This window comes from Thalassobaculum sp., assembly GCF_040219215.1.
GTDB lineage: Bacteria > Pseudomonadota > Alphaproteobacteria > Thalassobaculales > Thalassobaculaceae > Thalassobaculum_A.
In genome coordinates, this window is the sequence record NZ_JAVJSX010000033.1 from 39290 (window position 1) to 57128 (window position 17839).

The window sequence follows — 17839 nt, forward strand, 5'->3', positions numbered from 1 at the left end:
CCCGACCTACTTGTCCGACCAAACCGCCAGTTCGTAGCCGTCCGGGTCCTCGAAATGAAACCGGCGGCCGCCCGGGAAGGCATACGGCTCCTTCACGATCTTGGCCCCAGCCTCTTCGATCCGACGCTTCAGATCGGCCAGATCGTCGGCGAAGAGAATCACCAGCGGACCGCCGGGACGGGGCGAGCCCTGGGCGAACCCGCCGGTCATCCGGCCATCGTTGAACTCACAGTAGCTCGGCCCGTAGTCCGTGAAGGTCCAGCCGAATGCCTCCCCGTAGAAGGCCTTCGGCCGCTCGATGTCCACGACCGCGAACTCGACGTAGTCGATGCGGCGGTCGCTGTCCCGCTTGTCCATGGGCATGCTCCTCAGATCGTTGGTTCGGCTGACCGCTGGCTCCGGCAAGCCGGGTGACGCGGATCTCGTCGCTGCCGACCATGCCCTCACATCCATCCGGCGTCTTGAACGAAACGGCCAAACAGGCCGCAATCTGCCGGAGGATCGCCGATGGCGTGAGGCCGGTCAGATCGCGAACGTCGCGGGCAAGGTGGGATTGATCCGCATACCCGGCGTCGTGCGCGGACCCCGCCAGTCCCACCTGTCGCTGCCCACGGCTAATCGCCAGGAAGCGCTGGAAGCGCAGGATCCGGTCCAGGGTTTTAGGCCCATAGCCGAATGCGTCGTGGCAACGTCGACGCAGGGTCCGGTCGCTCAGCGCCAACCGGTCGAGCAGACGCGCAACACCGGCGGGCTCGGCGGAGCGCTCAAGCGACCGGAACACGAAGCTTATCTCCGGTGCCGGGGTGTCGATCGTTCCAGCGATTCCGGCCAGCGTCTCCTGCATCCGCATCAGCCGATCCGCCGACGTTTCAGCGCCGTCGAGAGTGTCGGCCAGCGCCGCAGCGCGGGGACCCCACAATTCGCTCAGCTCAACGCGGCGTCCGACGAGCTCGGACATCGGCAACCCGAGCCAGCGGAAGGCGGCGCCGGGCTGAAACCGCATACCGGAGACAACTGCCCCGCCCTTCAACGGCTCCGACACGGCCGTCAGGTCCGGCCCGGCGATCATCAACCGTCCATCGGTCCACAGCAGATCGACGCAACCGTCGGGCACGACCATGATCGGGCGCTGTTGCCCGCCCGGGACAGCATGGTCCCATGCGCAACGAAAATGCCGCGCCAGTCCCGGCGCCGGTCGATACTCCCGGTACACGCCGGCCACGCCAGCGAGATCCGGCGTCTCGCCTTCCTGCGTCACAGCCCTGTCTCCCGAAGTCCGGCTGCGTCCCGCGGCCACGAAGAACGCTCAGCGCCGGTCATCCTCCGGCGGAAGCAGCCGGTCGCGGAACCGGCGGGCGAAGCCGAGCGGGTCGTCGGTCGCCCGCACTTCTGAGGAGGTCTGGCGCGCGGTCTCGACCACGTGGCGGCCGGCGTTTTCGATCTTCGGTGCCACCTTGCCGTAGACCTCGCCGGCAATCCGGGCGGCTCCGCGGCGCAGCTCCGGATTCTGCGCGGCGCGACGGCCGGCCTCGATCAGCAGGCGGCGCAGCAGGCTCATGCGACCTCCCTTCCCGCTGCCTCGATCACCGGCCGGCGGGCGTCCAGGAACTCTTCGAAGGCGGCGGAGAAGCGGTCGAACTCGGCCGCCCCCATCGGCAGCGACAGCACCGCCATGCCGCGCCGGGCGGTGTAGATCCCGGCGGCGATCAGGTCGAGGTGCATCAGGTCGATCAGCTTGCGCGACCGTTTGCCCGACTCCGGCGGCGAGTTCGGCGCCGTCGCCCCGGAATGCACCGCCATCATCGAGCCGCGACCTGTGACGATCATCGGCAGGCCGCGCCGGGTGATGGCGTCGTTCAACCGGCCGCGCAGGCTGTCGCCGGCGGCGTTCAGCATGACGGCCCGGTCGGGCGTGTACAGCTGGGTCAGCCCGGCCAGTCCGGCCGACATGGTGAAGACGTTGTTGTTGAAGGTCCCGGCGTGCGGCCAGGCGTCGGGCCGGCGCGGATCGAAGCGGGCCAGGATGTCGGCCCGGCCGCCGAACGCGCCGAAGCTAAGGCCGCCGCCCAGATACTTGCCCAGGGTCACCAGGTCCGGCCGGATGCCCAGCAGGCCGTGCAACCCCTCTCCCGACAGCCGCGAGGTCATCACCTCGTCGAAGATCAGCAGGGCGCCGGTCGCCTCGGTGGCACCACGCAGCGCCTCCAGGAATGCCTCGCTGCCGGGGATGCAGCCGCCGGACCCGGACATCGGCTCGACCAGCACGCAGGCGAGACTGTCGCCCTGCTGGCGGATCAGCGCCGCCGCACCCTCGGCGTCGTTGTAGTCGCCCATGACGTAGTCGAACGGGGCGTTCAGCGGCGAGCCGGAGAAGTACAGCACCCCGCCGTGATAGGCGCCGCGGAACACCATGACCTTGTCGCGGCCGGTGAAGGCGCGCGCGGCGGCGATCGCCATCATGTTGGCTTCGGTGCCGGAATTGGTGAAGCGCACCCGTTCGATGGCCGGGAACCGGTCGACCACCGCCTGGGCCAGCCGCGCCTCCAGCAGGTTCGGGCCGCCCAGCACCCAGCCGTCGTCAGCGGCCTGCTTGATGGCGTCGCGGATCACCGGTTCGGAGTGGCCGTACAGGCCGGCGGTGTACTCGCCGAGGAAATCGACCAGTTCGTGACCGTCGGCATCCCACAGCCGGCAGCCCTCGCCGCGGGCGAAGCGCAGCGGGAACGGGTGGTAGTGCAGCACCGTGCGGGTATTGCCACCGGGCATGGCCTGCTCGGCCTGCTCCTGGATCGTCCGGCTCTTGGGGTTGGCGGAAACGAACCGCTCCGCCGCCTCGGCGTAGGCGGCCTCCAGGTCCGAGTTGACGAGGGTCGTGGTCATGCTGCCCTGCCCTTTCCACCGGCCTTGCCGGTGGCTTCCGGCGCCGCCTTGTCGACGACCCCATAGCCCATGGTACCGAATTTTTCGCCGACCCGCGCGATCTCGTCATCCGGCAGGATCACCGGCTTGCCGACCTGCAGGGTGCGCCAGTACATGCCGGCCAGGGTCTCGACTTCGAGCGCCAGGGCCAGCGCCTTCGGCAGGGTCGAGCCGATGGCGATCATGCCATGGTTCGCCAGCAGGCAGGCCCGCCGGTCGCGCATCGCCTCCAGCGCGGTGTCCGACAGTTCCTGGGTGCCGAAGGTGGCGTAGTCCGAGCAGCGGATCGTCGGCCCGCCGGCCTGGGCGATCATGTAGTGGAACGCTGGAATCTCCATGCGCAGGCAGGCCAGCGTGGTGGCGAACATCCCGTGGGTGTGAACAATCGCGCCGCAGTCCGGGCGGTGCCGCATGATGTCCAGGTGGAAGCGCCATTCGCTCGACGGCCGGCGGTTGTCGCTGTGGCTGCCGTCGAGTTCCATCCGCACGATGTCCTCGGGCCGGATCTCCTCGTACGGGATCGCCGACGGGGTGATGAAGAACCCGGCGGTCGGATCGTCGGACACCCGCACGCTGGCGTTGCCCGAGGTGCCCTGGTTGATGCCGAGCGCATTCATCTTCAGGCAGGTGTCGATGACCTGCTGGCGCAGCGCGCGTTCCTTGGCCGGCATCATGACGGACGTATCCTCTGGACTGGTTTTCCGGTGCCCCGATCCTGAAACAAACACGGCGCCACGGGAAGGGGTGGCGTGGGCGACGCCCCTACTCCCCCGCCGCCCGGCTTTCCGGGAACAGGCCGCGCAGTCCCTGCGCCGTCGCCGGGGCCACGCCGCGTTCGGTGATCAGGCCGGTGACGAGGCGCGCCGGGGTGACGTCGAAGGCCGGGTTGGCCGCCTTGCTGCCGGAGGGCGTGATGGTGACCGCGCCGATGCTGCCGTCATCGAGCCGGCCGGGGATGCGGGTCACCTCGTCGCCGGAGCGCTCCTCGATCGGGATCGCGAAGCCGTCGTGCAGGGACCAGTCGATGGTCGGGCTGGGCAGGGCCACGTAGAACGGCACACCGTTGTCGTGGGCGGCCAGCGCCTTCAGGTAGGTGCCGATCTTGTTGGCGACGTCGCCGTTGGCGCTGACCCGGTCGGTGCCGGTGATGCAGAGGTCGACCTGTCCGCGCTGCATCAGATGGCCGCCGGCGTTGTCGACGATCACCGTGTGGTCAACACCGTGGTTGCCGAGTTCCCAGGCGGTCAGGAAGGCGCCCTGGTTGCGCGGCCGGGTCTCGTCGACCCAGACATGGATCGGAATGCCGGCGTCGTGGGCCTGGTAGATCGGCGAGGTGGCGGTGCCCCAATCGACGGTGGCGAGCCAGCCGGCGTTGCAGTGGGTCAGCACGTTGACTGTCTCGCCGGGCTGCTTCTTCGCCGCGATGCCCCTGATGATCTCCAGCCCGTGCCGGCCGATGGCGTGGTTCAGTTCGGCATCCTCGTCGCAGATCCGCCGCGCGAACGCCTCGGCCGCCGCTACCCGCTCGCCCGGCGCCACGGCCGCCAGCCGGGCTCGGCCGGCGTCGAGCGCCCAGCGCAGGTTGACCGCGGTCGGGCGTGTCTGCATCAGCGTCTCGTAGGCATTGGCGAGGCCAGAGTCGCTGGCATCGGCGCGCATCGCCAGCCACAGCCCCCAGGCGGCGGTCGCACCGATCAGCGGCGCACCGCGCACCAGCATCGCCTTGATGGCGTGGGCGGTGTCGGCCATCGACTCCAGGCGCGCGGTGACGAAATCGTGCGGCAGCCGGGTCTGGTCGATGATCTCGACCGCCGCACCGTCGGCGGCCTGCCAGATCGGGCGATAGTGGGTTCCGTCGACCTTCATGGCGTCCCTCCATGGGGTTGTCAGCCGACAAAATGGCGAGCCTCGCACTCCTGCACAACCGTTTAGCCGATGCGCGGCGGCTTCCGATGCGGCACGCTGGATCGACCCAAGCAGCGGACGGCCGGAACCATGCACACTCGCCGCATTCACATCCTGGGCGCTTCCGGTTCAGGCACGACCACCCTCGGCCGTACGCTGGCCTGTGAGATGGCCGTTCCGCACCATGACACCGACGACTACTTCTGGCTGCCGACCGAGCCGCCGTTCACCGAGAAACGACCGGAAGTCGATCGCCTGCGACTGATGTCCGAGCTGTTCACCCCGCGCGCGGCGTGGGTGCTGAGCGGTTCGCTGGTCGGCTGGGGCGACCCGCTGATCCCGCTGTTCGACTTGGTCGTCTTCCTGCATACCCCCGCCCGGACCCGGCTCGCACGATTGCGCAACCGCGAGGCGGTGCGCTACGGACAGGCAGCCATCGCACCCGGCGGCTCGCACCACGACGCGACCGAGGGCTTCCTGAACTGGGCCGCCGGCTACGACGGCGGCAACCAGGGACGGACGCTGCGCCGGCATGAGGAATGGCTGGCCGGCCTGCCCTGCCCAGTGGTCCGCCTGGACGGCTCCCGGCCGCTCCTCCAACTGGTTGCATCCCTGCTGGCCGCCGCGGACGGTGCTGCGTTTGGTGACAGCCCCGGGAGCGGATGCTAGAAGCCCGCTACCGACCGCCGACGGAGTGTACCCCGCATGATCCCGCGCTATTCCCGCGAGAAGATGGCCGCCATCTGGGCGCCAGAGAGCAAGTTCCGGATCTGGTTCGAGATCGAGGCACACGCCTGCGACGCCCAGGCCGAACTGGGGGTGATCCCGAAGGAAGCCGCCAAGGCGGTGTGGGAGCGCGGCGCGTTCGAGGTCGAGCGGATCGATGCCATCGAGGCCGAGGTCAAGCACGACGTCATCGCCTTCCTGACCAACCTGGCCGAGCACGTCGGCCCGGAGGCACGGTTCGTCCACCAGGGCATGACCTCGTCCGACGTTCTGGACACCTGCCTGGCGGTGCAACTGGTGCGCGCCGCCGACATCCTGATCGAGGATGTGGACGCGATGCTGGCCGCGCTGGAGCGGCGGGCGTTCGAGTACAAGGACGCGCCGACCATCGGCCGCAGCCACGGGATCCACGCCGAGCCGCTGACCTTCGGTTTGAAGCTGGCCGGCTACCACGCCGAGTTCCAGCGCGCCCGCGCCCGCCTGGTGATCGCCCGGCAGGAGGTCGCGACCTGTGCGATCTCCGGTGCTGTCGGCACCTTCGCCAACATCGACCCGCGGGTCGAGGAGCACGTCGCGGCTGCACTCGGCCTGGAGCCAGAGCCGGTGTCGACCCAGGTGATCCCGCGCGACCGCCACGCCATGTTCTTCGCCGTGCTCGGCGTGGTGGCGTCGTCGGTCGAGCGGCTGGCCACCGAGATCCGCCACCTGCAGCGCAGCGAAGTGCGCGAGGCCGAGGAGTTCTTCAGCGAGAAGCAGAAGGGCTCGTCGGCGATGCCGCACAAGCGCAACCCGGTGCTGACCGAGAACCTGACCGGCCTCGCCCGGCTGGTGCGCATGACCGTGGTGCCGGCGATGGAGAACGTCGCCCTGTGGCACGAGCGCGACATCAGCCATTCCTCGGTCGAGCGGATGATCGGCCCGGACGCCACCGTCACCCTGGACTTCGCGCTGGCCCGGCTGACCGGCGTGGTCGACAAGCTGATCGTCTATCCGGAGACCATGCAGGCCAATCTGGACAAGCTCGGCGGCCTGGTGCACAGCCAGCGGGTCATGCTGACCCTGACCCAGAAGGGCGTCAGCCGCGAAGACGCCTACCGCCTGGTCCAGCGCAACGCCATGCCGGTCTGGCTGGAGGGCAAGGATTTCCGCACCCTGCTCGCCGCCGACGCCGAGGTGACGGCCGCGTTGTCAGCCGTGGAACTCGATGACCTGTTCGACCTCGGCTATCACACCAAGCACGTCGACACGATCTTCCGCCGGGTGTTCGGTCGGGCGTGAGCGTCGGCCTGCGCATCCGCCGGGCCATAACCGGCGAGAGCGACGTGATCGCCCTGCTGCATCGGACTGCGTTCGACGCGGCGATGCCGCATCTGGTCGGGCTGCACACGCCGGAGGAGGACCGCTGGTTCTTCCGGAAGCGGGTTTTTGCCCACGACGAGGTCTGGGTCGCCGAGGACGATGGCTCGGGCAGCAGTAATATCATCGGTTACTGCGCGGTCCGGAGCGGCTGGCTGAACCAGCTTTACGTGGATCCGCTCCGCTGGGCGCGCGGGACCGGCAGCGCGCTTCTGGAGCAGGCACGTGCGGACCGCCCGGCCCTTCAGCTCTGGACATTCCAGTGCAACAGCCGGGCCCGCCGATTTTACGAGGCCCGCGGCTTCGTTCTCGCCGAACTCACCGACGGATCGGGTAACAAGGAGAACGAGCCGGACGCCCGCTACGTCTGGTCGCGCTGACCTTCGCGACGTCCGGCCTACCCGATCAGTTCTTCGCCTTCACCTCGGCCAGCGCTTCGCGCAGGAACTCGTCCATGCGGTGGCGCAGACGCGCTTCGGTCAGTTCGCCACCCGCATCGGCGACCCTCTTCAGCACGAACTCGATGACGTCGGAGTCACCCGGCTTCTCGAAATCGGAGGCCACGACTTCGCCGGCGAAATCGGCGGCGGCCTCGCCCTGGAGCTTCAGGAACTCTTCGGCGATCCACAGCCCGACCTTGCGGTCGCGGCGGACGTTCGCCTTGAACATCAGTTCGGCATCGTGTGCGTAACGCGATTCTTCGGCGCGCTCACGGTCCTGGAAACCACTCATTACGGCCCTCCTGGGAACGCCTTTCGGCTGAAATCGCGCGGACCATACACTGCGCCCCGCCGGATGTGAACGATCGATCACGGCCTTGCGAAATGGTGCCAATGCCGCCACTTTCCCGCCAGCATGTGCACCGTCGTCATTCTCCGCCGCCCCGGCCATGGCTGGCCCGTGATCCTCGCCGCCAACCGCGACGAGCTTGCCGGCCGGCCGTGGCATCCGCCAGCCCGGCACTGGCCGGACCGTCCGGAAGTCACCGCCGGGCTCGACGTACTGGCAGGCGGCAGCTGGCTCGGCCTGAACGACAACGGTGTCGTGGCCTGCATCCTGAACCGCCACGGCACGCTCGGCCCGGCGCCCGGCAAGCGGTCTCGCGGCGAGCTGGTGCTGGAAGTGCTCGACCATACCGATGCGGCCGATGCGGCACGGGCGCTGGAGGCGCTCGAGCCCGGCAGCTACCGGCCGTTCAACATGCTGATTGCCGACAACAGGGACGCCTTCTGGCTGGCCCATCGTGGCGACGGCTACTCCATCGACCTGTCGCCGATTCCGGCTGGCGTGTCGATGCTGACGGCGCACGACCTGAACGACCGCTCCGGCTCGGCCCGCACCGCCCGCTACCTGGACCGTTTCCGGGCGGCCCCCGCTCCCGATCCAACGGCGGAGCACTGGGGCGCCTGGGAAATGCTGCTCGGCACAACCGACCATGCACCGGATGCCGGCCCGGGAGGAGCCATGACCATCACCGGTCCGGGCGAGTTCGGAACCAGCAGTTCGACCATGGTCGCCCTGCCGGCGCCTGGCGGCGGCCACCCGGTGTTCCGCTTTGCCCCCGGCCGACCGGACCGGACGGCATTCGCAACGATTGACACGGAACCCCTTACCCAGGCTCGGGCGGCCGCAGATTGAGTTTCAGGAAGCCGGCTGCTATAGGACGCCCTTGGTAGCGCGGGTGCGCCGCAGTACCGATCCAAACAACTCGACGCCCGCCCACGCGCGTAACCGCGTGGCTCCGGAGACCGCTTCATGGCCAGACGCCGCAAGCTCTATGAAGGCAAGGCCAAGGTTCTGTACGAGGGCCCCGAACCCGGCACCCTCATTCAGTACTTCAAGGACGATGCGACCGCCTTCAACAATCAGAAGAAGGGTACGATCACCGGCAAGGGAGTGCTGAACAACCGTATCAGCGAGTACCTGATGACCCGGTTGTCGGAGGTCGGCATCCCGACGCACTTCATGCGGCGCCTGAACATGCGCGAACAGTTGGTGCGTGAGCTGGAGATCATTCCGATCGGCGTGGTGGTCCGCAACATCGCCGCCGGTTCGATCGCCAAGCGATTCGGTCTGGAGGAAGGCACCGTCCTGCCGCGCTCGATCATCGAGTACAGCTACAAATCCGACGAGCTCGGCGACCCGATGGTCACCGAGGAGCACATCACGGCGTTCGGCTGGGCCGGCCCCCAGGACCTGGACGACATGGTCGCGCTGGCGCTGCGGGTCAACGACTTCCTGACCGGGCTGTTCCTCGGCATCGGCCTGCGCCTCGTCGATTTCAAGCTGGAGTTCGGCCGCCTGTACAACGAGCACGACGAGGTTCAGGTCGTGATCGCCGACGAGATCAGCCCTGACAATTGCCGTCTGTGGGACCTGCGCACCAACGAGAAGATGGACAAGGACCGGTTCCGCTGCGATCTCGGCGGGGTCGAGGAAGCCTACCAGGAGGTGGCCCGTCGCCTCGGCGTGCTGCCCGAAGCCGGCCCAATGGACCTCAAGGGTCCACAGTTGATGCAATAACCGACTGACGACCGTCACCAGGCACGATGGCGCATGGCGCGCCGATGGAGGATCGATGAAGGCGATTGTTCACGTCACCCTGAAATCCGGTGTTCTCGATCCCCAGGGCAAGGCGATCGGACACGCGCTCGGCACTCTCGGCTTCGACGGGGTCGGTGAGGTCCGCCAGGGCAAGGTCATCGAGATCGACCTGGCCGAAAGCGACCCGGCGCAGGCCGAAACGACGGTGAAGTCGATGTGCGAGAAGCTGCTCGCCAACACCGTCATCGAGAACTACTCGATCCGCATCGAAGCCTGACAGCGGAACGGGCGCACCGCAGGACTGTCATGGCGGGTCCCGCTGTGTTGCTTGGATTCCGGGCGTCCTCCGGTACAGTAGATGGTCTGTTGCATAAGTCTGTCGGAGTGCGCACTTGCTCGACTCGACGACATTGCCGCCAGACATTGCGCCTCTGATCGAGGCACTCAACCATGCCGATGTCGGGCTCGCAGTGTTCGACCGACAGCTGGTCCTGTTGTTTTGCAACAATCGTTTCAAAGAGATCTTCGACTACCCCGAGGGGCTGGCGGCACCCGGCACGACCCGCGAAGCGCTGTTGCGTTTCGACGCCGAAAGGGGCGAGTTTGGCTCCGGTGCAGCGGACGATCTGGTCAATGAACAACTGGAGCGTGTCCAGTACCACATTGAGCATCAGATTGAACTGACCCGGTCGAACGGCCGCCAGATCAAGGTCGTCAACCGCCCGCTTCCCTCGGGTGGCAGCGTTTCAACATATCACGAGCGTCAGGACGATCGGAAAAGTCTGCGCGGAGCGGACCTGACGTTCGAAGCGCTTCAGCAGGCTCTCGACTACGCCCCCGATGGTCTTCGCGTCTGGGACGCCGAGGACCGGTTGATCTACGCCAACGCGCGGATCCGGCAGGTGAGCGAGGCCGAAGGCGCGCCACTGCGCCCGGGCATGACGTTCGAGGAACACATCCGGGCGCGGGTGGCGAAGAACCTCGCCGCCGAGGCCGAAGCCGATCCCGAAGCCTATATCCAGAAACGGCTGGAAATGCACCGTCTCTCCGGTCGCAGTCACACGACCCGCATGCGGGACGGCCGATGGATTGTGATCAGGGATCACCGCCTGCCCGACGGCGGTACCGTCACGACCTCCCAGGACATCACCGACATAAAGCGCGTCGAGCACGCCTATCGGGAAAGCGAGCAGCGATTTCATGATTTCGTAAACGCCAGCTCCGACCGCTTCTGGGAGATGGATGAAAACCTGGAGTTCACAATGGTCGTCGACACCGCCGTCGGCCGGCGCGAACCACCGGTCGCCCAGGTCCTCGGCAAGACCCGTTGGGGCAACGCCGGAGTGGACGTCGAGGACGATCCACTGTTCACCGCACACAAAGCGGTGCTGGACGCCCGTGAGCCGTTCCGGGACTTCCGGTATGAGATTCCCACGGTCGACGGCTCACTGCGCTACTGGCGTGTCTCTGGCGTGCCCATCTATGACGACACCGGCCGCTTCTGCGGGTATCGCGGCACGTCCACCGACGAGACCGAATTCAGCGCGGAACTGGCCCGCGCGCGACGCGAACTTCAGGAAGCCCTGCGTCAGGCCGAAATCGCCAACCGCTCGAAAAGCCTGTTCCTGGCGACCGTCAGCCACGAACTGCGCACCCCGCTGAATGCCATCATCGGCTTCTCCGACCTGCTGGCGCAAAAGATCTTCGGGCCGCTGGGAGACGAGCGGTACGAAGGCTATGCCCACGACATCCAGACCAGCGGACAGCACCTGCTGAGCCTGATCGAGGATGTTCTCGACCTGTCCAGGATCGAGATGGGACAGATCCGGCTCCGTCTGGGCCTGGTCGACCTGTCGGTCGAGATCCAGGCAGCCGTCGCGATGGTCCGGGCCCGCCGAGGTCAGGAAATCGCCGGCATCCATGTTGAGGTTGCCCCGGACTTTCCGATCCTCAATGCCGACGCCCGTCTGATCCGCCAGATTCTGATCAACCTCGTCTCCAACGCCGCGAAGTTCACACCACCGAGCGGGCGCATCCTGGTAACCGCGCAGGTGGCGGAAGACGGCGTCGCCATTGCCGTGATCGATGATGGGATCGGCATCGACCCCGAGGATCATGCCAAGGTACTGCGTCCATTCGAGCAGGCCGACAATCGGCTGAGCCGGCGTTACGAAGGTGTCGGCTTGGGGCTGCCGCTGACCAAGGCGTTCGTGGAGGTCCACAAGGGCCAACTGCAGTTGGAAAGTGCCGTTGGAAAGGGCACCACCATGACGATTCGGCTCCCGAAGGAATGCATCGGCGGCGCCCGGCCCGACGCGCTGGCCGCCGGCACCGACCGATGACAATCCCTTACGCTCCGCGCTTGCGTCTCGCCTGAGACGGACCTAGGTTCCGGCCCACCGCGACGCCCCCGGAGCGCCCATGAAATCCGCAATCATCGTCTTCCCCGGCTCGAACCGCGACCGCGACATGATGATCGCCCTGCGGCAGGCATTCGGTTCCGATCCGCTCATGGTTTGGCACAAGGAGGTCGACCTGCCCGCGGTCGACCTGATCGTTGTGCCCGGCGGGTTCTCCTATGGAGACTACCTGCGGGCCGGCGCCATGGGGGCCCACTCCCCGGCGATGCGCACCGTCAAGGAACGCGCCGACAAGGGCGTGCCGGTGCTTGGCGTCTGTAACGGCTTCCAGACCTTGACCGAAGCCGGCATGCTGCCGGGCGCGCTGATGCGCAACGCCAGCCTGAAGTTCATCTGCAAGACCGTCCACCTGCGCGTGGAGTCATCCCAGTCGATCTTCACCGGCGGCTACACGGCGGGCCAGACCATCGCGGTGCCGGTCGCCCACAACGACGGCAACTACTACGCCGACGAAGCCACCCTTGACCGGCTGGAAGACCGGGGGTTGGTGGCGTTCCGCTACGTCGATGCCGACGGTGGCGACGGTGCAGATGCCAACCCGAACGGTTCGCGCCGCAACATTGCCGGCATCTTCAACGAGACCAAGACCGTGCTCGGCCTGATGCCGCATCCCGAGGACGCGATCGACCCGCTGCACGGCGGCACCGAAGGGCGCGGCCTGTTCGACGGCCTGGCCCGGGCGCTGGCGTAGAGGACATCTTATGAGCATTCCGAACGTCGCGATCACGCCGCAGATGGTCGCCGAGCACGGCCTTTCGGAGGACGAGTACCAGGTTCTCCTGAAAATCATGGGCCGCGAGCCCAACATCACCGAGCTCGGCATCTTCTCGGTGATGTGGTCGGAGCACTGTTCCTACAAGTCGTCCAAGCGCTGGCTGAAGACCCTGCCGACCGAAGGCCCGCACGTCATCCAGGGGCCCGGCGAGAATGCCGGCGTCATCGACATCGGCGAAGGCCTGGCGGCGATCTTCAAGATCGAGAGCCACAACCATCCGAGTTTCATCGAGCCGTACCAGGGCGCGGCGACCGGCGTCGGCGGCATCCTGCGCGACGTGTTCACCATGGGCGCGCGGCCGATCGCCAACCTGAACGCCCTGCGCTTCGGCAGCCCGGATCATCCGAAGACCCGTCATCTCGTAGCAGGCGTGGTCGGCGGCATCGGCGGCTACGGCAACAGCGTCGGCGTGCCGACCGTTGGCGGCGAAGTGAACTTCCATCCCGCCTACAACGGCAACATCCTGGTCAACGCCATGACCGTCGGCTTGGCGCCGGCCGATCGCATCTTCTATTCGGCCGCTGCCGGCCCCGGTAACGCCGTGGTCTATGTCGGCGCCAAGACCGGCCGCGACGGCATCCACGGTGCGACCATGGCGTCTACCGAGTTCTCCGAGGACTCCGAGGAGAAGCGCCCGACCGTGCAGGTCGGTGATCCGTTCACCGAGAAGCTGCTGATCGAGGCATGCCTGGAGCTGATGCAGAAGGACTGCATCATCGCGATCCAGGACATGGGTGCCGCTGGCCTCACGTCGTCCAGCGTCGAGATGGCCGGCAAGGGCGGGCTCGGCATCGAACTCGACCTGGACATGGTGCCGGTGCGCGAGACCGGCATGACCGCCTACGAGATCATGCTGTCGGAAAGCCAGGAACGGATGCTGATGATCATCCGCCCGGAATCCGAGGCCGAGGCTCGCGCGGTGTTCGACAAATGGGATCTCGACTTTGCCATCATCGGCACCGTGACCGAGACCGGCACGATCGTCCTCAAGAAGGACGGCGCGGTACAGGCCGAGATCCCGGTCGGCCCGCTGGTGACCGAGGCACCGGAGTACGACCGGCCGCACATCCCGACGCCGAAGCGCCCCGTGGTCGCCTCCGGTGACGTGCCCGCACCGGCCAGCCTGACCGGCGCGCTCGCCCAGCTGCTGGAATGCCCCGACATGGCCAGCCGGCGCTGGATCTGGGAGCAGTACGATCATCTGGTCATGGGCGACACCATGATCCGGCCGGGTGCGGATTCCGGGGTGGTGCGGATCCAGGACACCAATCGCGGCCTGGCGGTGACCGTCGACTGCACGCCGCGCTATTGCGTGGCCGACCCGGAGATCGGCGGCGCGCACGCGGTGGTCGAGACGTGGCGCAACATCTGCGCGGTCGGCGCCAAGCCGCTCGCCGTGACCAACAACCTGAACTTCGGCAACCCGCAGAAGCCGGAGATCATGGGCCAGATCGTCGGCAGCGTGAACGGCATGGGGGCCGCCTGTCGCGCCCTCGACTACCCGATCGTCTCCGGCAACGTCTCGCTCTACAACGAGACCGAGGGTCAGGCGATCCTGCCGACCCCGGTGATCGGTGGCGTCGGCCTGATCGACGACGTCAGCAAACTGTGCACGCCCTCGCTGAAGGCCGCCGGCGAGACCCTGGTCGTGCTCGGGCAGGCCGCCGACCGTGCCGACGGCTGGCTTGGCGCCTCGCTGTACCTGCGCGAGATCGCCGGACGCGAGGAAGGCGCCCCGCCGCCACTCGATCTGGCGGCAGAGCGCCGGAGCGGCGAACTGGTCCGCAGGCTGATCAACGATGCAGCCGTCACAGCCTGCCATGACGTGGGCGATGGCGGCCTGCTCGTGGCGGTCGCCGAAATGGCCCTCGCCGGGCGCGGGCTCGGCGCCACGGTCGAGATCCCCACGGGGGCACTGGCGTATGCTTGGTGTTTCGGCGAGGATCAGGGCCGTTATGTGGTCACGACCGATGACCCCGACCGGGTCCTGTCGGCGGCGGCCGCCGCCGGGGTCCCGGCCAGTGTTGTTGGGACGTCCACCGACGACGGCGATTTGACAGTGGGGGGCAGCGATCTCATATCGGTGGAGACGCTTCGCCAACGACACGAAGCATGGCTGCCGGGCTACATGGCCAGCGGCGTCTGAACGAAACAGAGGAGTTGCGTCATGGCGATGGACGCGGGTGAAATCGAGCGGATGATCAAGTCCGCGCTGCCGGATGCTCTGGTCACCATTGAGGACCTGCGCGGCGACGGTGATCACTACGCATGCCACGTCGTGTCGGCTGCCTTCTCGGGAAAGAACCGGATTCAGCAGCACCAGATGGTGTACAAGGCTTTGCAGGGGCGGATGGGAACCGAACTGCATGCCCTGGCTCTGCAGACGGCGACGCCGGAGTGACGGCGAAGCACCCTTAACGGAGGATTTCGACAATGCTCGATGAGACCCTGCGCCAGCGCATCGACCAGGAGGTCGGAGGCAATGACGTGGTGCTGTTCATGAAGGGCACGCCGGTGTTTCCGCAATGCGGCTTCTCCGCCACGGTGGTTCAGGTGCTGAGCCATCTCGGCGTCAAGTTCAAGGGCATCAACGTGCTTGAGGACCCGGCGATCCGCGATGGCATCAAGGAGTATTCCTCCTGGCCGACCATTCCCCAGTTGTACGTCAAGGGTGAGTTCATCGGTGGCTGCGACATCATCCGTGAGATGTTCGAGACCGGTGAGTTGACCGAGATGCTCAACACCCATGGCGTCGAGGCCCGGCCGGCTGCCTGATTGATATCCCGGCGGCTGGGGCGGCGGCGCCGCCCCAGCCGCCGGTTGTTCAGCGGTATACCCGTCGGCCATCGGTCGGCATCTGGGTTCAGGGCTCGACCTGCCGTAGGAACGTCCGCTCCTCGGCCAGGATGAGCCGTTCGCCCTCGGCGAACTGGAAGTTTTCCCTGCCGTCGACGTCGGCGCGCAACCGCGCCCGGTAAGCCTCGTAATCAGCGAGACTCTCGAACGAAATCAGTCCGAAGGCGATGTTGCTGGTGCCCTCGTGCGGCATCCAGTAGCCGAGCAGGTTGCCGCCGCAGTTCGGAATGATGGTGAGCCAGTTCCGGGCGTACTCCTCGAACCGATCGCGCTTGAACGGGTCGAGCTGGTAGCGGATGAACACGGTGATTGTCACGTCAGCCTCCTGATTGGTACTGACCCGGGATGTAGCCCGCGCCGAAGGCCGTATGCTTCGGCCGCAACCGAAGCAATGCGACCGCTCCAGTCGGTTTTGCGTGGCATCCGAACAGGCGGCGCCCTATGGTCCCGCATCGACCGATCGCCTGCCCGGAGCGCCTCATGACGTCAGCCGTCGCCGTACCCGCCCGTCCCGACGCCTCGGCGCTCGAGACCGCTCTGGCCGCGATCCGCCAACGCCTAGGGGACCGCCTGTCGATCGCCCAGTCAGTGCGCGACCAGCACGGTCGCGACGAGAGCTACCACGCCACCCTGGCGCCCGACGCCGTTGCCTTCGTGGAGTCCACCGAGGAGGTCTCAGCCGTCCTGGAGATCTGCCTGTCCCATCGCGTCCCGGTCATTCCGTTCGGTGCAGGCACTTCCCTGGAGGGCCATGTCGGGGCGGTCGCCGGCGGCGTTGCCGTCGACCTGTCCGCCATGAACCAAGTCCTTGAAGTCAACGCAGAGGACCTAGACTGCCGAGTACAGGCCGGTGTCACCCGCAAGCAGCTGAACGAGCATCTGCGCGACCAGGGACTGTTCTTCCCGATCGATCCGGGCGCCGACGCGTCAATCGGTGGGATGACCGCCACCCGCGCCTCCGGGACCAACGCCGTGCGCTACGGCACGATGCGCGAGAACGTCCTCAGCCTCACCGTCGTAATGGCCGACGGACGGATCGTGCGGACCGCGCGGCGGGCCCGGAAGTCGGCGGCCGGCTACGACCTGACACGCCTGTTCGTCGGCTCGGAGGGCACGCTGGGCGTCATCACCGAGATACAGCTCAAGCTGCACGGCATCCCTGAGGCGATGTCGGCGGCGGTCTGCCCGTTCCCGGACCTGGACAGCGCGGTCAACACCGCGATCGCCACGATCCAGACCGGAGTGCCGGTCGCCCGTGTCGAACTGCTGGACGACATACAGATGCGGGCCTGCATCGCCTATTCGAAGCTCGAGGGTTTCGAGGCCGTGCCGACGTTGTTCTTTGAGTTCCACGGCACCGAGGCCGGGGTCAAGGAGCAGGCAGAAACCGTCGAAGCCATCGCCAGGGAGTTCGGCGGTGGTAACTTCCAATGGGCGACCAAGGCCGAGGACCGCAACCGCCTGTGGGAGGCCCGGCACAATGCCCACTACGCCACCCGTGCGCTGCGCTCCGGCTGCCAGGTCATGTCCTCCGACGTCTGCGTGCCGCTTTCCCGCCTGGCCGAGTGCATCGCGGAGAGCAAAGCCGACCTGGAAGCGTCCAATCTGCTCGGCGTCATCGTCGGCCATGTCGGCGACGGCAATTTCCACATCGGCTACGTGGTTGACCCCAACGACGCCGACGAGATCGACCGGGCGCACGACCACAACGAACGCATGGTTCTGCGGGCAATCGCGATGGAAGGCACCTGCACCGGCGAGCATGGCGTTGGCCGCGGCAAGATCCACTTCATGGAAGCCGAACACGGTAGTGCCGTCGCAGTCATGCGGTCGATCAAGCACGCGCTCGATCCGACCGGCATCCTGAACCCCGGCAAGGTTCTACCGGCATGACCGCGCTGCTGCGTCGCCGCAAACCGTTCCTGCGGGCCCGAGCGCTGGTTGCGGTCGGCCTCGTCTCCCTGGTCGCCGGCAGCGTGGGTCTGTGGGGCGAGATCGGTTTCCTGAGTCGCGTTGTCCAGGTCGATGCCGAGGTTGTCAGTGTCGAGACCCTCGGTGCGTCGGAAACCTTTGATCTGTACCGCCCCACGGTCAGGTTCTCGCCGACTCCCGGTGAAACCATCGAACGGGCGGCTGCGGAGACCTACCGGCCGACCGAAGCCGGGGAGCGCCTGGTTGTTGGCTTCGATCCGCAGAACATTGACGATGTGCGGTTGCTGGACGTTCGCGACCGCTGGCTGAGTCCGGTGTGGATCCTGCTGTTTGCCGTTGTCACCCTTGGCGTTGCGGTCCGCCGGTGGCGCAACCCGCCGCAGGAACCCGACGACACCTGATCACC

At 67.0% G+C, this 17839-nt stretch carries 21 protein-coding genes; 13 read left to right on the forward strand and 8 right to left on the reverse strand.

Going from position 1 to position 17839, the window contains the following annotated elements:
- Positions 1 to 6: 6 nt before the first annotated feature.
- From RIC54_RS22220 to mtnA, 6 genes are all read right to left on the reverse strand, one after another.
- Positions 7 to 330, reverse strand: a complete 324-nt coding sequence (locus RIC54_RS22220; protein WP_350097337.1) for a VOC family protein — start codon at positions 328 to 330, stop codon at positions 7 to 9.
- Positions 227 to 1297 (reverse strand): AraC family transcriptional regulator, encoded by a 1071-nt coding sequence (locus tag RIC54_RS22225; RefSeq protein ID WP_350096705.1) that lies wholly within the window; start codon positions 1295 to 1297, stop codon positions 227 to 229. The genes RIC54_RS22220 and RIC54_RS22225 overlap by 104 nt, the downstream gene beginning before the upstream one ends.
- Before the next feature lie 9 nt (positions 1298 to 1306).
- Positions 1307 to 1558, reverse strand: a complete 252-nt coding sequence (locus RIC54_RS22230) for a hypothetical protein (protein WP_350096707.1) — start codon at positions 1556 to 1558, stop codon at positions 1307 to 1309.
- Positions 1555 to 2880 carry an aspartate aminotransferase family protein gene (locus tag RIC54_RS22235; protein WP_350096709.1) on the reverse strand — a complete coding sequence of 442 codons (1326 nt, stop codon included), beginning with the start codon at positions 2878 to 2880 and terminating at the stop codon, positions 1555 to 1557. Before RIC54_RS22235 ends, RIC54_RS22230 begins: the two co-directional genes overlap by 4 nt.
- Positions 2877 to 3593, reverse strand: a complete 717-nt coding sequence (locus RIC54_RS22240; protein ID WP_350096711.1) for a class II aldolase/adducin family protein — start codon at positions 3591 to 3593, stop codon at positions 2877 to 2879. The genes RIC54_RS22235 and RIC54_RS22240 overlap by 4 nt, the downstream gene beginning before the upstream one ends.
- An 88-nt stretch (positions 3594 to 3681) precedes the next feature.
- Entirely contained in the window at positions 3682 to 4785 is a 1104-nt protein-coding gene (mtnA, locus tag RIC54_RS22245) for an S-methyl-5-thioribose-1-phosphate isomerase (protein WP_350096714.1), read from the reverse strand.
- Between the two features lie 129 nt (positions 4786 to 4914).
- On the opposite strand from mtnA, the gene RIC54_RS22250 reads away from it, so the two are divergent.
- Genes RIC54_RS22250 through RIC54_RS22260 form a run of 3 tightly spaced genes read left to right on the forward strand, consistent with a single transcriptional unit; the run spans position 4915 to position 7286 of the window.
- Positions 4915 to 5493: a P-loop NTPase family protein gene (locus RIC54_RS22250; protein ID WP_350096716.1), complete on the forward strand. Its 579-nt coding sequence runs from the start codon at positions 4915 to 4917 to the stop codon at positions 5491 to 5493.
- Positions 5494 to 5529: 36 nt separating this feature from the next.
- Complete coding sequence (purB, locus tag RIC54_RS22255; protein ID WP_350151423.1) at positions 5530 to 6828, forward strand: adenylosuccinate lyase; 1299 nt, start codon at positions 5530 to 5532, stop codon at positions 6826 to 6828.
- The gene (locus tag RIC54_RS22260) at positions 6825 to 7286 is read left to right on the forward strand and encodes a GNAT family N-acetyltransferase (protein WP_350151425.1); all 462 of its coding nucleotides are present in this window, start codon (positions 6825 to 6827) and stop codon (positions 7284 to 7286) included. The genes purB and RIC54_RS22260 overlap by 4 nt, the downstream gene beginning before the upstream one ends.
- Positions 7287 to 7311: 25 nt before the next feature.
- Here RIC54_RS22260 and RIC54_RS22265 read toward each other — a convergent pair whose 3' ends face one another.
- Positions 7312 to 7638 carry a DUF1476 domain-containing protein gene (locus tag RIC54_RS22265; RefSeq protein WP_350096722.1) on the reverse strand — a complete coding sequence of 109 codons (327 nt, stop codon included), beginning with the start codon at positions 7636 to 7638 and terminating at the stop codon, positions 7312 to 7314.
- Positions 7639 to 7761: 123 nt separating this feature from the next.
- Here RIC54_RS22265 and RIC54_RS22270 point away from each other — a divergent pair, with 123 nt between their 5' ends.
- From RIC54_RS22270 to grxD, 8 genes are all read left to right on the forward strand, one after another.
- Positions 7762 to 8544, forward strand: a complete 783-nt coding sequence (locus RIC54_RS22270) for an NRDE family protein (RefSeq protein ID WP_350096724.1) — start codon at positions 7762 to 7764, stop codon at positions 8542 to 8544.
- A 117-nt stretch (positions 8545 to 8661) separates the two neighbouring features.
- Positions 8662 to 9429, forward strand: a complete 768-nt coding sequence (gene purC, locus RIC54_RS22275; protein ID WP_350096726.1) for a phosphoribosylaminoimidazolesuccinocarboxamide synthase — start codon at positions 8662 to 8664, stop codon at positions 9427 to 9429.
- A gap of 55 nt (positions 9430 to 9484) precedes the next feature.
- Entirely contained in the window at positions 9485 to 9727 is a 243-nt protein-coding gene (gene purS / locus RIC54_RS22280) for a phosphoribosylformylglycinamidine synthase subunit PurS (RefSeq protein WP_350096728.1), read from the forward strand.
- A 115-nt stretch (positions 9728 to 9842) separates the two neighbouring features.
- Entirely contained in the window at positions 9843 to 11792 is a 1950-nt protein-coding gene (locus RIC54_RS22285; protein WP_350096730.1) for a PAS-domain containing protein, read from the forward strand.
- A gap of 79 nt (positions 11793 to 11871) precedes the next feature.
- Positions 11872 to 12561 (forward strand): phosphoribosylformylglycinamidine synthase subunit PurQ, encoded by a 690-nt coding sequence (gene purQ / locus RIC54_RS22290; protein ID WP_350096732.1) that lies wholly within the window; start codon positions 11872 to 11874, stop codon positions 12559 to 12561.
- A gap of 10 nt (positions 12562 to 12571) precedes the next feature.
- Entirely contained in the window at positions 12572 to 14791 is a 2220-nt protein-coding gene (purL, locus tag RIC54_RS22295) for a phosphoribosylformylglycinamidine synthase subunit PurL (protein WP_350096734.1), read from the forward strand.
- 21 nt (positions 14792 to 14812) lie between these two features.
- A complete protein-coding gene (locus RIC54_RS22300) occupies positions 14813 to 15046 on the forward strand; it encodes a BolA family protein (protein WP_007671094.1) in 234 nt (77 codons plus the stop codon).
- Between the two features lie 32 nt (positions 15047 to 15078).
- Entirely contained in the window at positions 15079 to 15420 is a 342-nt protein-coding gene (gene grxD / locus RIC54_RS22305) for a Grx4 family monothiol glutaredoxin (protein WP_350096736.1), read from the forward strand.
- 88 nt (positions 15421 to 15508) lie between these two features.
- Here the strand turns inward: grxD and RIC54_RS22310 are convergent, their stop codons facing one another.
- A complete protein-coding gene (locus RIC54_RS22310; RefSeq protein ID WP_350096738.1) occupies positions 15509 to 15817 on the reverse strand; it encodes an NIPSNAP family protein in 309 nt (102 codons plus the stop codon).
- Positions 15818 to 15981: 164 nt separating this feature from the next.
- On the opposite strand from RIC54_RS22310, the gene RIC54_RS22315 reads away from it, so the two are divergent.
- Positions 15982 to 17394 (forward strand): FAD-binding oxidoreductase, encoded by a 1413-nt coding sequence (locus tag RIC54_RS22315; RefSeq protein WP_350096740.1) that lies wholly within the window; start codon positions 15982 to 15984, stop codon positions 17392 to 17394.
- On the forward strand, positions 17391 to 17834 hold the full coding sequence (locus RIC54_RS22320; RefSeq protein WP_350096742.1) for a DUF3592 domain-containing protein: 444 nt from the start codon (positions 17391 to 17393) through the stop codon (positions 17832 to 17834). Before RIC54_RS22315 ends, RIC54_RS22320 begins: the two co-directional genes overlap by 4 nt.
- Positions 17835 to 17839: the final 5 nt, after the last annotated feature.

Coding starts and splice junctions, on each gene's coding strand:
- RIC54_RS22230 (WP_350096707.1), bottom strand. CDS start 1,558: ATGAGCCTGCTGCGCCGCCTGCTGATCGAGGCCGGCCGTCGCGCCGCG.
- RIC54_RS22235 (WP_350096709.1), bottom strand. CDS start 2,880: ATGACCACGACCCTCGTCAACTCGGACCTGGAGGCCGCCTACGCCGAG.
- RIC54_RS22240 (WP_350096711.1), bottom strand. CDS start 3,593: ATGATGCCGGCCAAGGAACGCGCGCTGCGCCAGCAGGTCATCGACACC.
- mtnA (WP_350096714.1), bottom strand. CDS start 4,785: ATGAAGGTCGACGGAACCCACTATCGCCCGATCTGGCAGGCCGCCGAC.
- RIC54_RS22250 (WP_350096716.1), top strand. CDS start 4,915: ATGCACACTCGCCGCATTCACATCCTGGGCGCTTCCGGTTCAGGCACG.
- purB (WP_350151423.1), top strand. CDS start 5,530: ATGATCCCGCGCTATTCCCGCGAGAAGATGGCCGCCATCTGGGCGCCA.
- RIC54_RS22265 (WP_350096722.1), bottom strand. CDS start 7,638: ATGAGTGGTTTCCAGGACCGTGAGCGCGCCGAAGAATCGCGTTACGCA.
- RIC54_RS22270 (WP_350096724.1), top strand. CDS start 7,762: ATGTGCACCGTCGTCATTCTCCGCCGCCCCGGCCATGGCTGGCCCGTG.
- purC (WP_350096726.1), top strand. CDS start 8,662: ATGGCCAGACGCCGCAAGCTCTATGAAGGCAAGGCCAAGGTTCTGTAC.
- purS (WP_350096728.1), top strand. CDS start 9,485: ATGAAGGCGATTGTTCACGTCACCCTGAAATCCGGTGTTCTCGATCCC.
- purQ (WP_350096732.1), top strand. CDS start 11,872: ATGAAATCCGCAATCATCGTCTTCCCCGGCTCGAACCGCGACCGCGAC.
- purL (WP_350096734.1), top strand. CDS start 12,572: ATGAGCATTCCGAACGTCGCGATCACGCCGCAGATGGTCGCCGAGCAC.
- RIC54_RS22300 (WP_007671094.1), top strand. CDS start 14,813: ATGGCGATGGACGCGGGTGAAATCGAGCGGATGATCAAGTCCGCGCTG.
- grxD (WP_350096736.1), top strand. CDS start 15,079: ATGCTCGATGAGACCCTGCGCCAGCGCATCGACCAGGAGGTCGGAGGC.
- RIC54_RS22315 (WP_350096740.1), top strand. CDS start 15,982: ATGACGTCAGCCGTCGCCGTACCCGCCCGTCCCGACGCCTCGGCGCTC.
- RIC54_RS22320 (WP_350096742.1), top strand. CDS start 17,391: ATGACCGCGCTGCTGCGTCGCCGCAAACCGTTCCTGCGGGCCCGAGCG.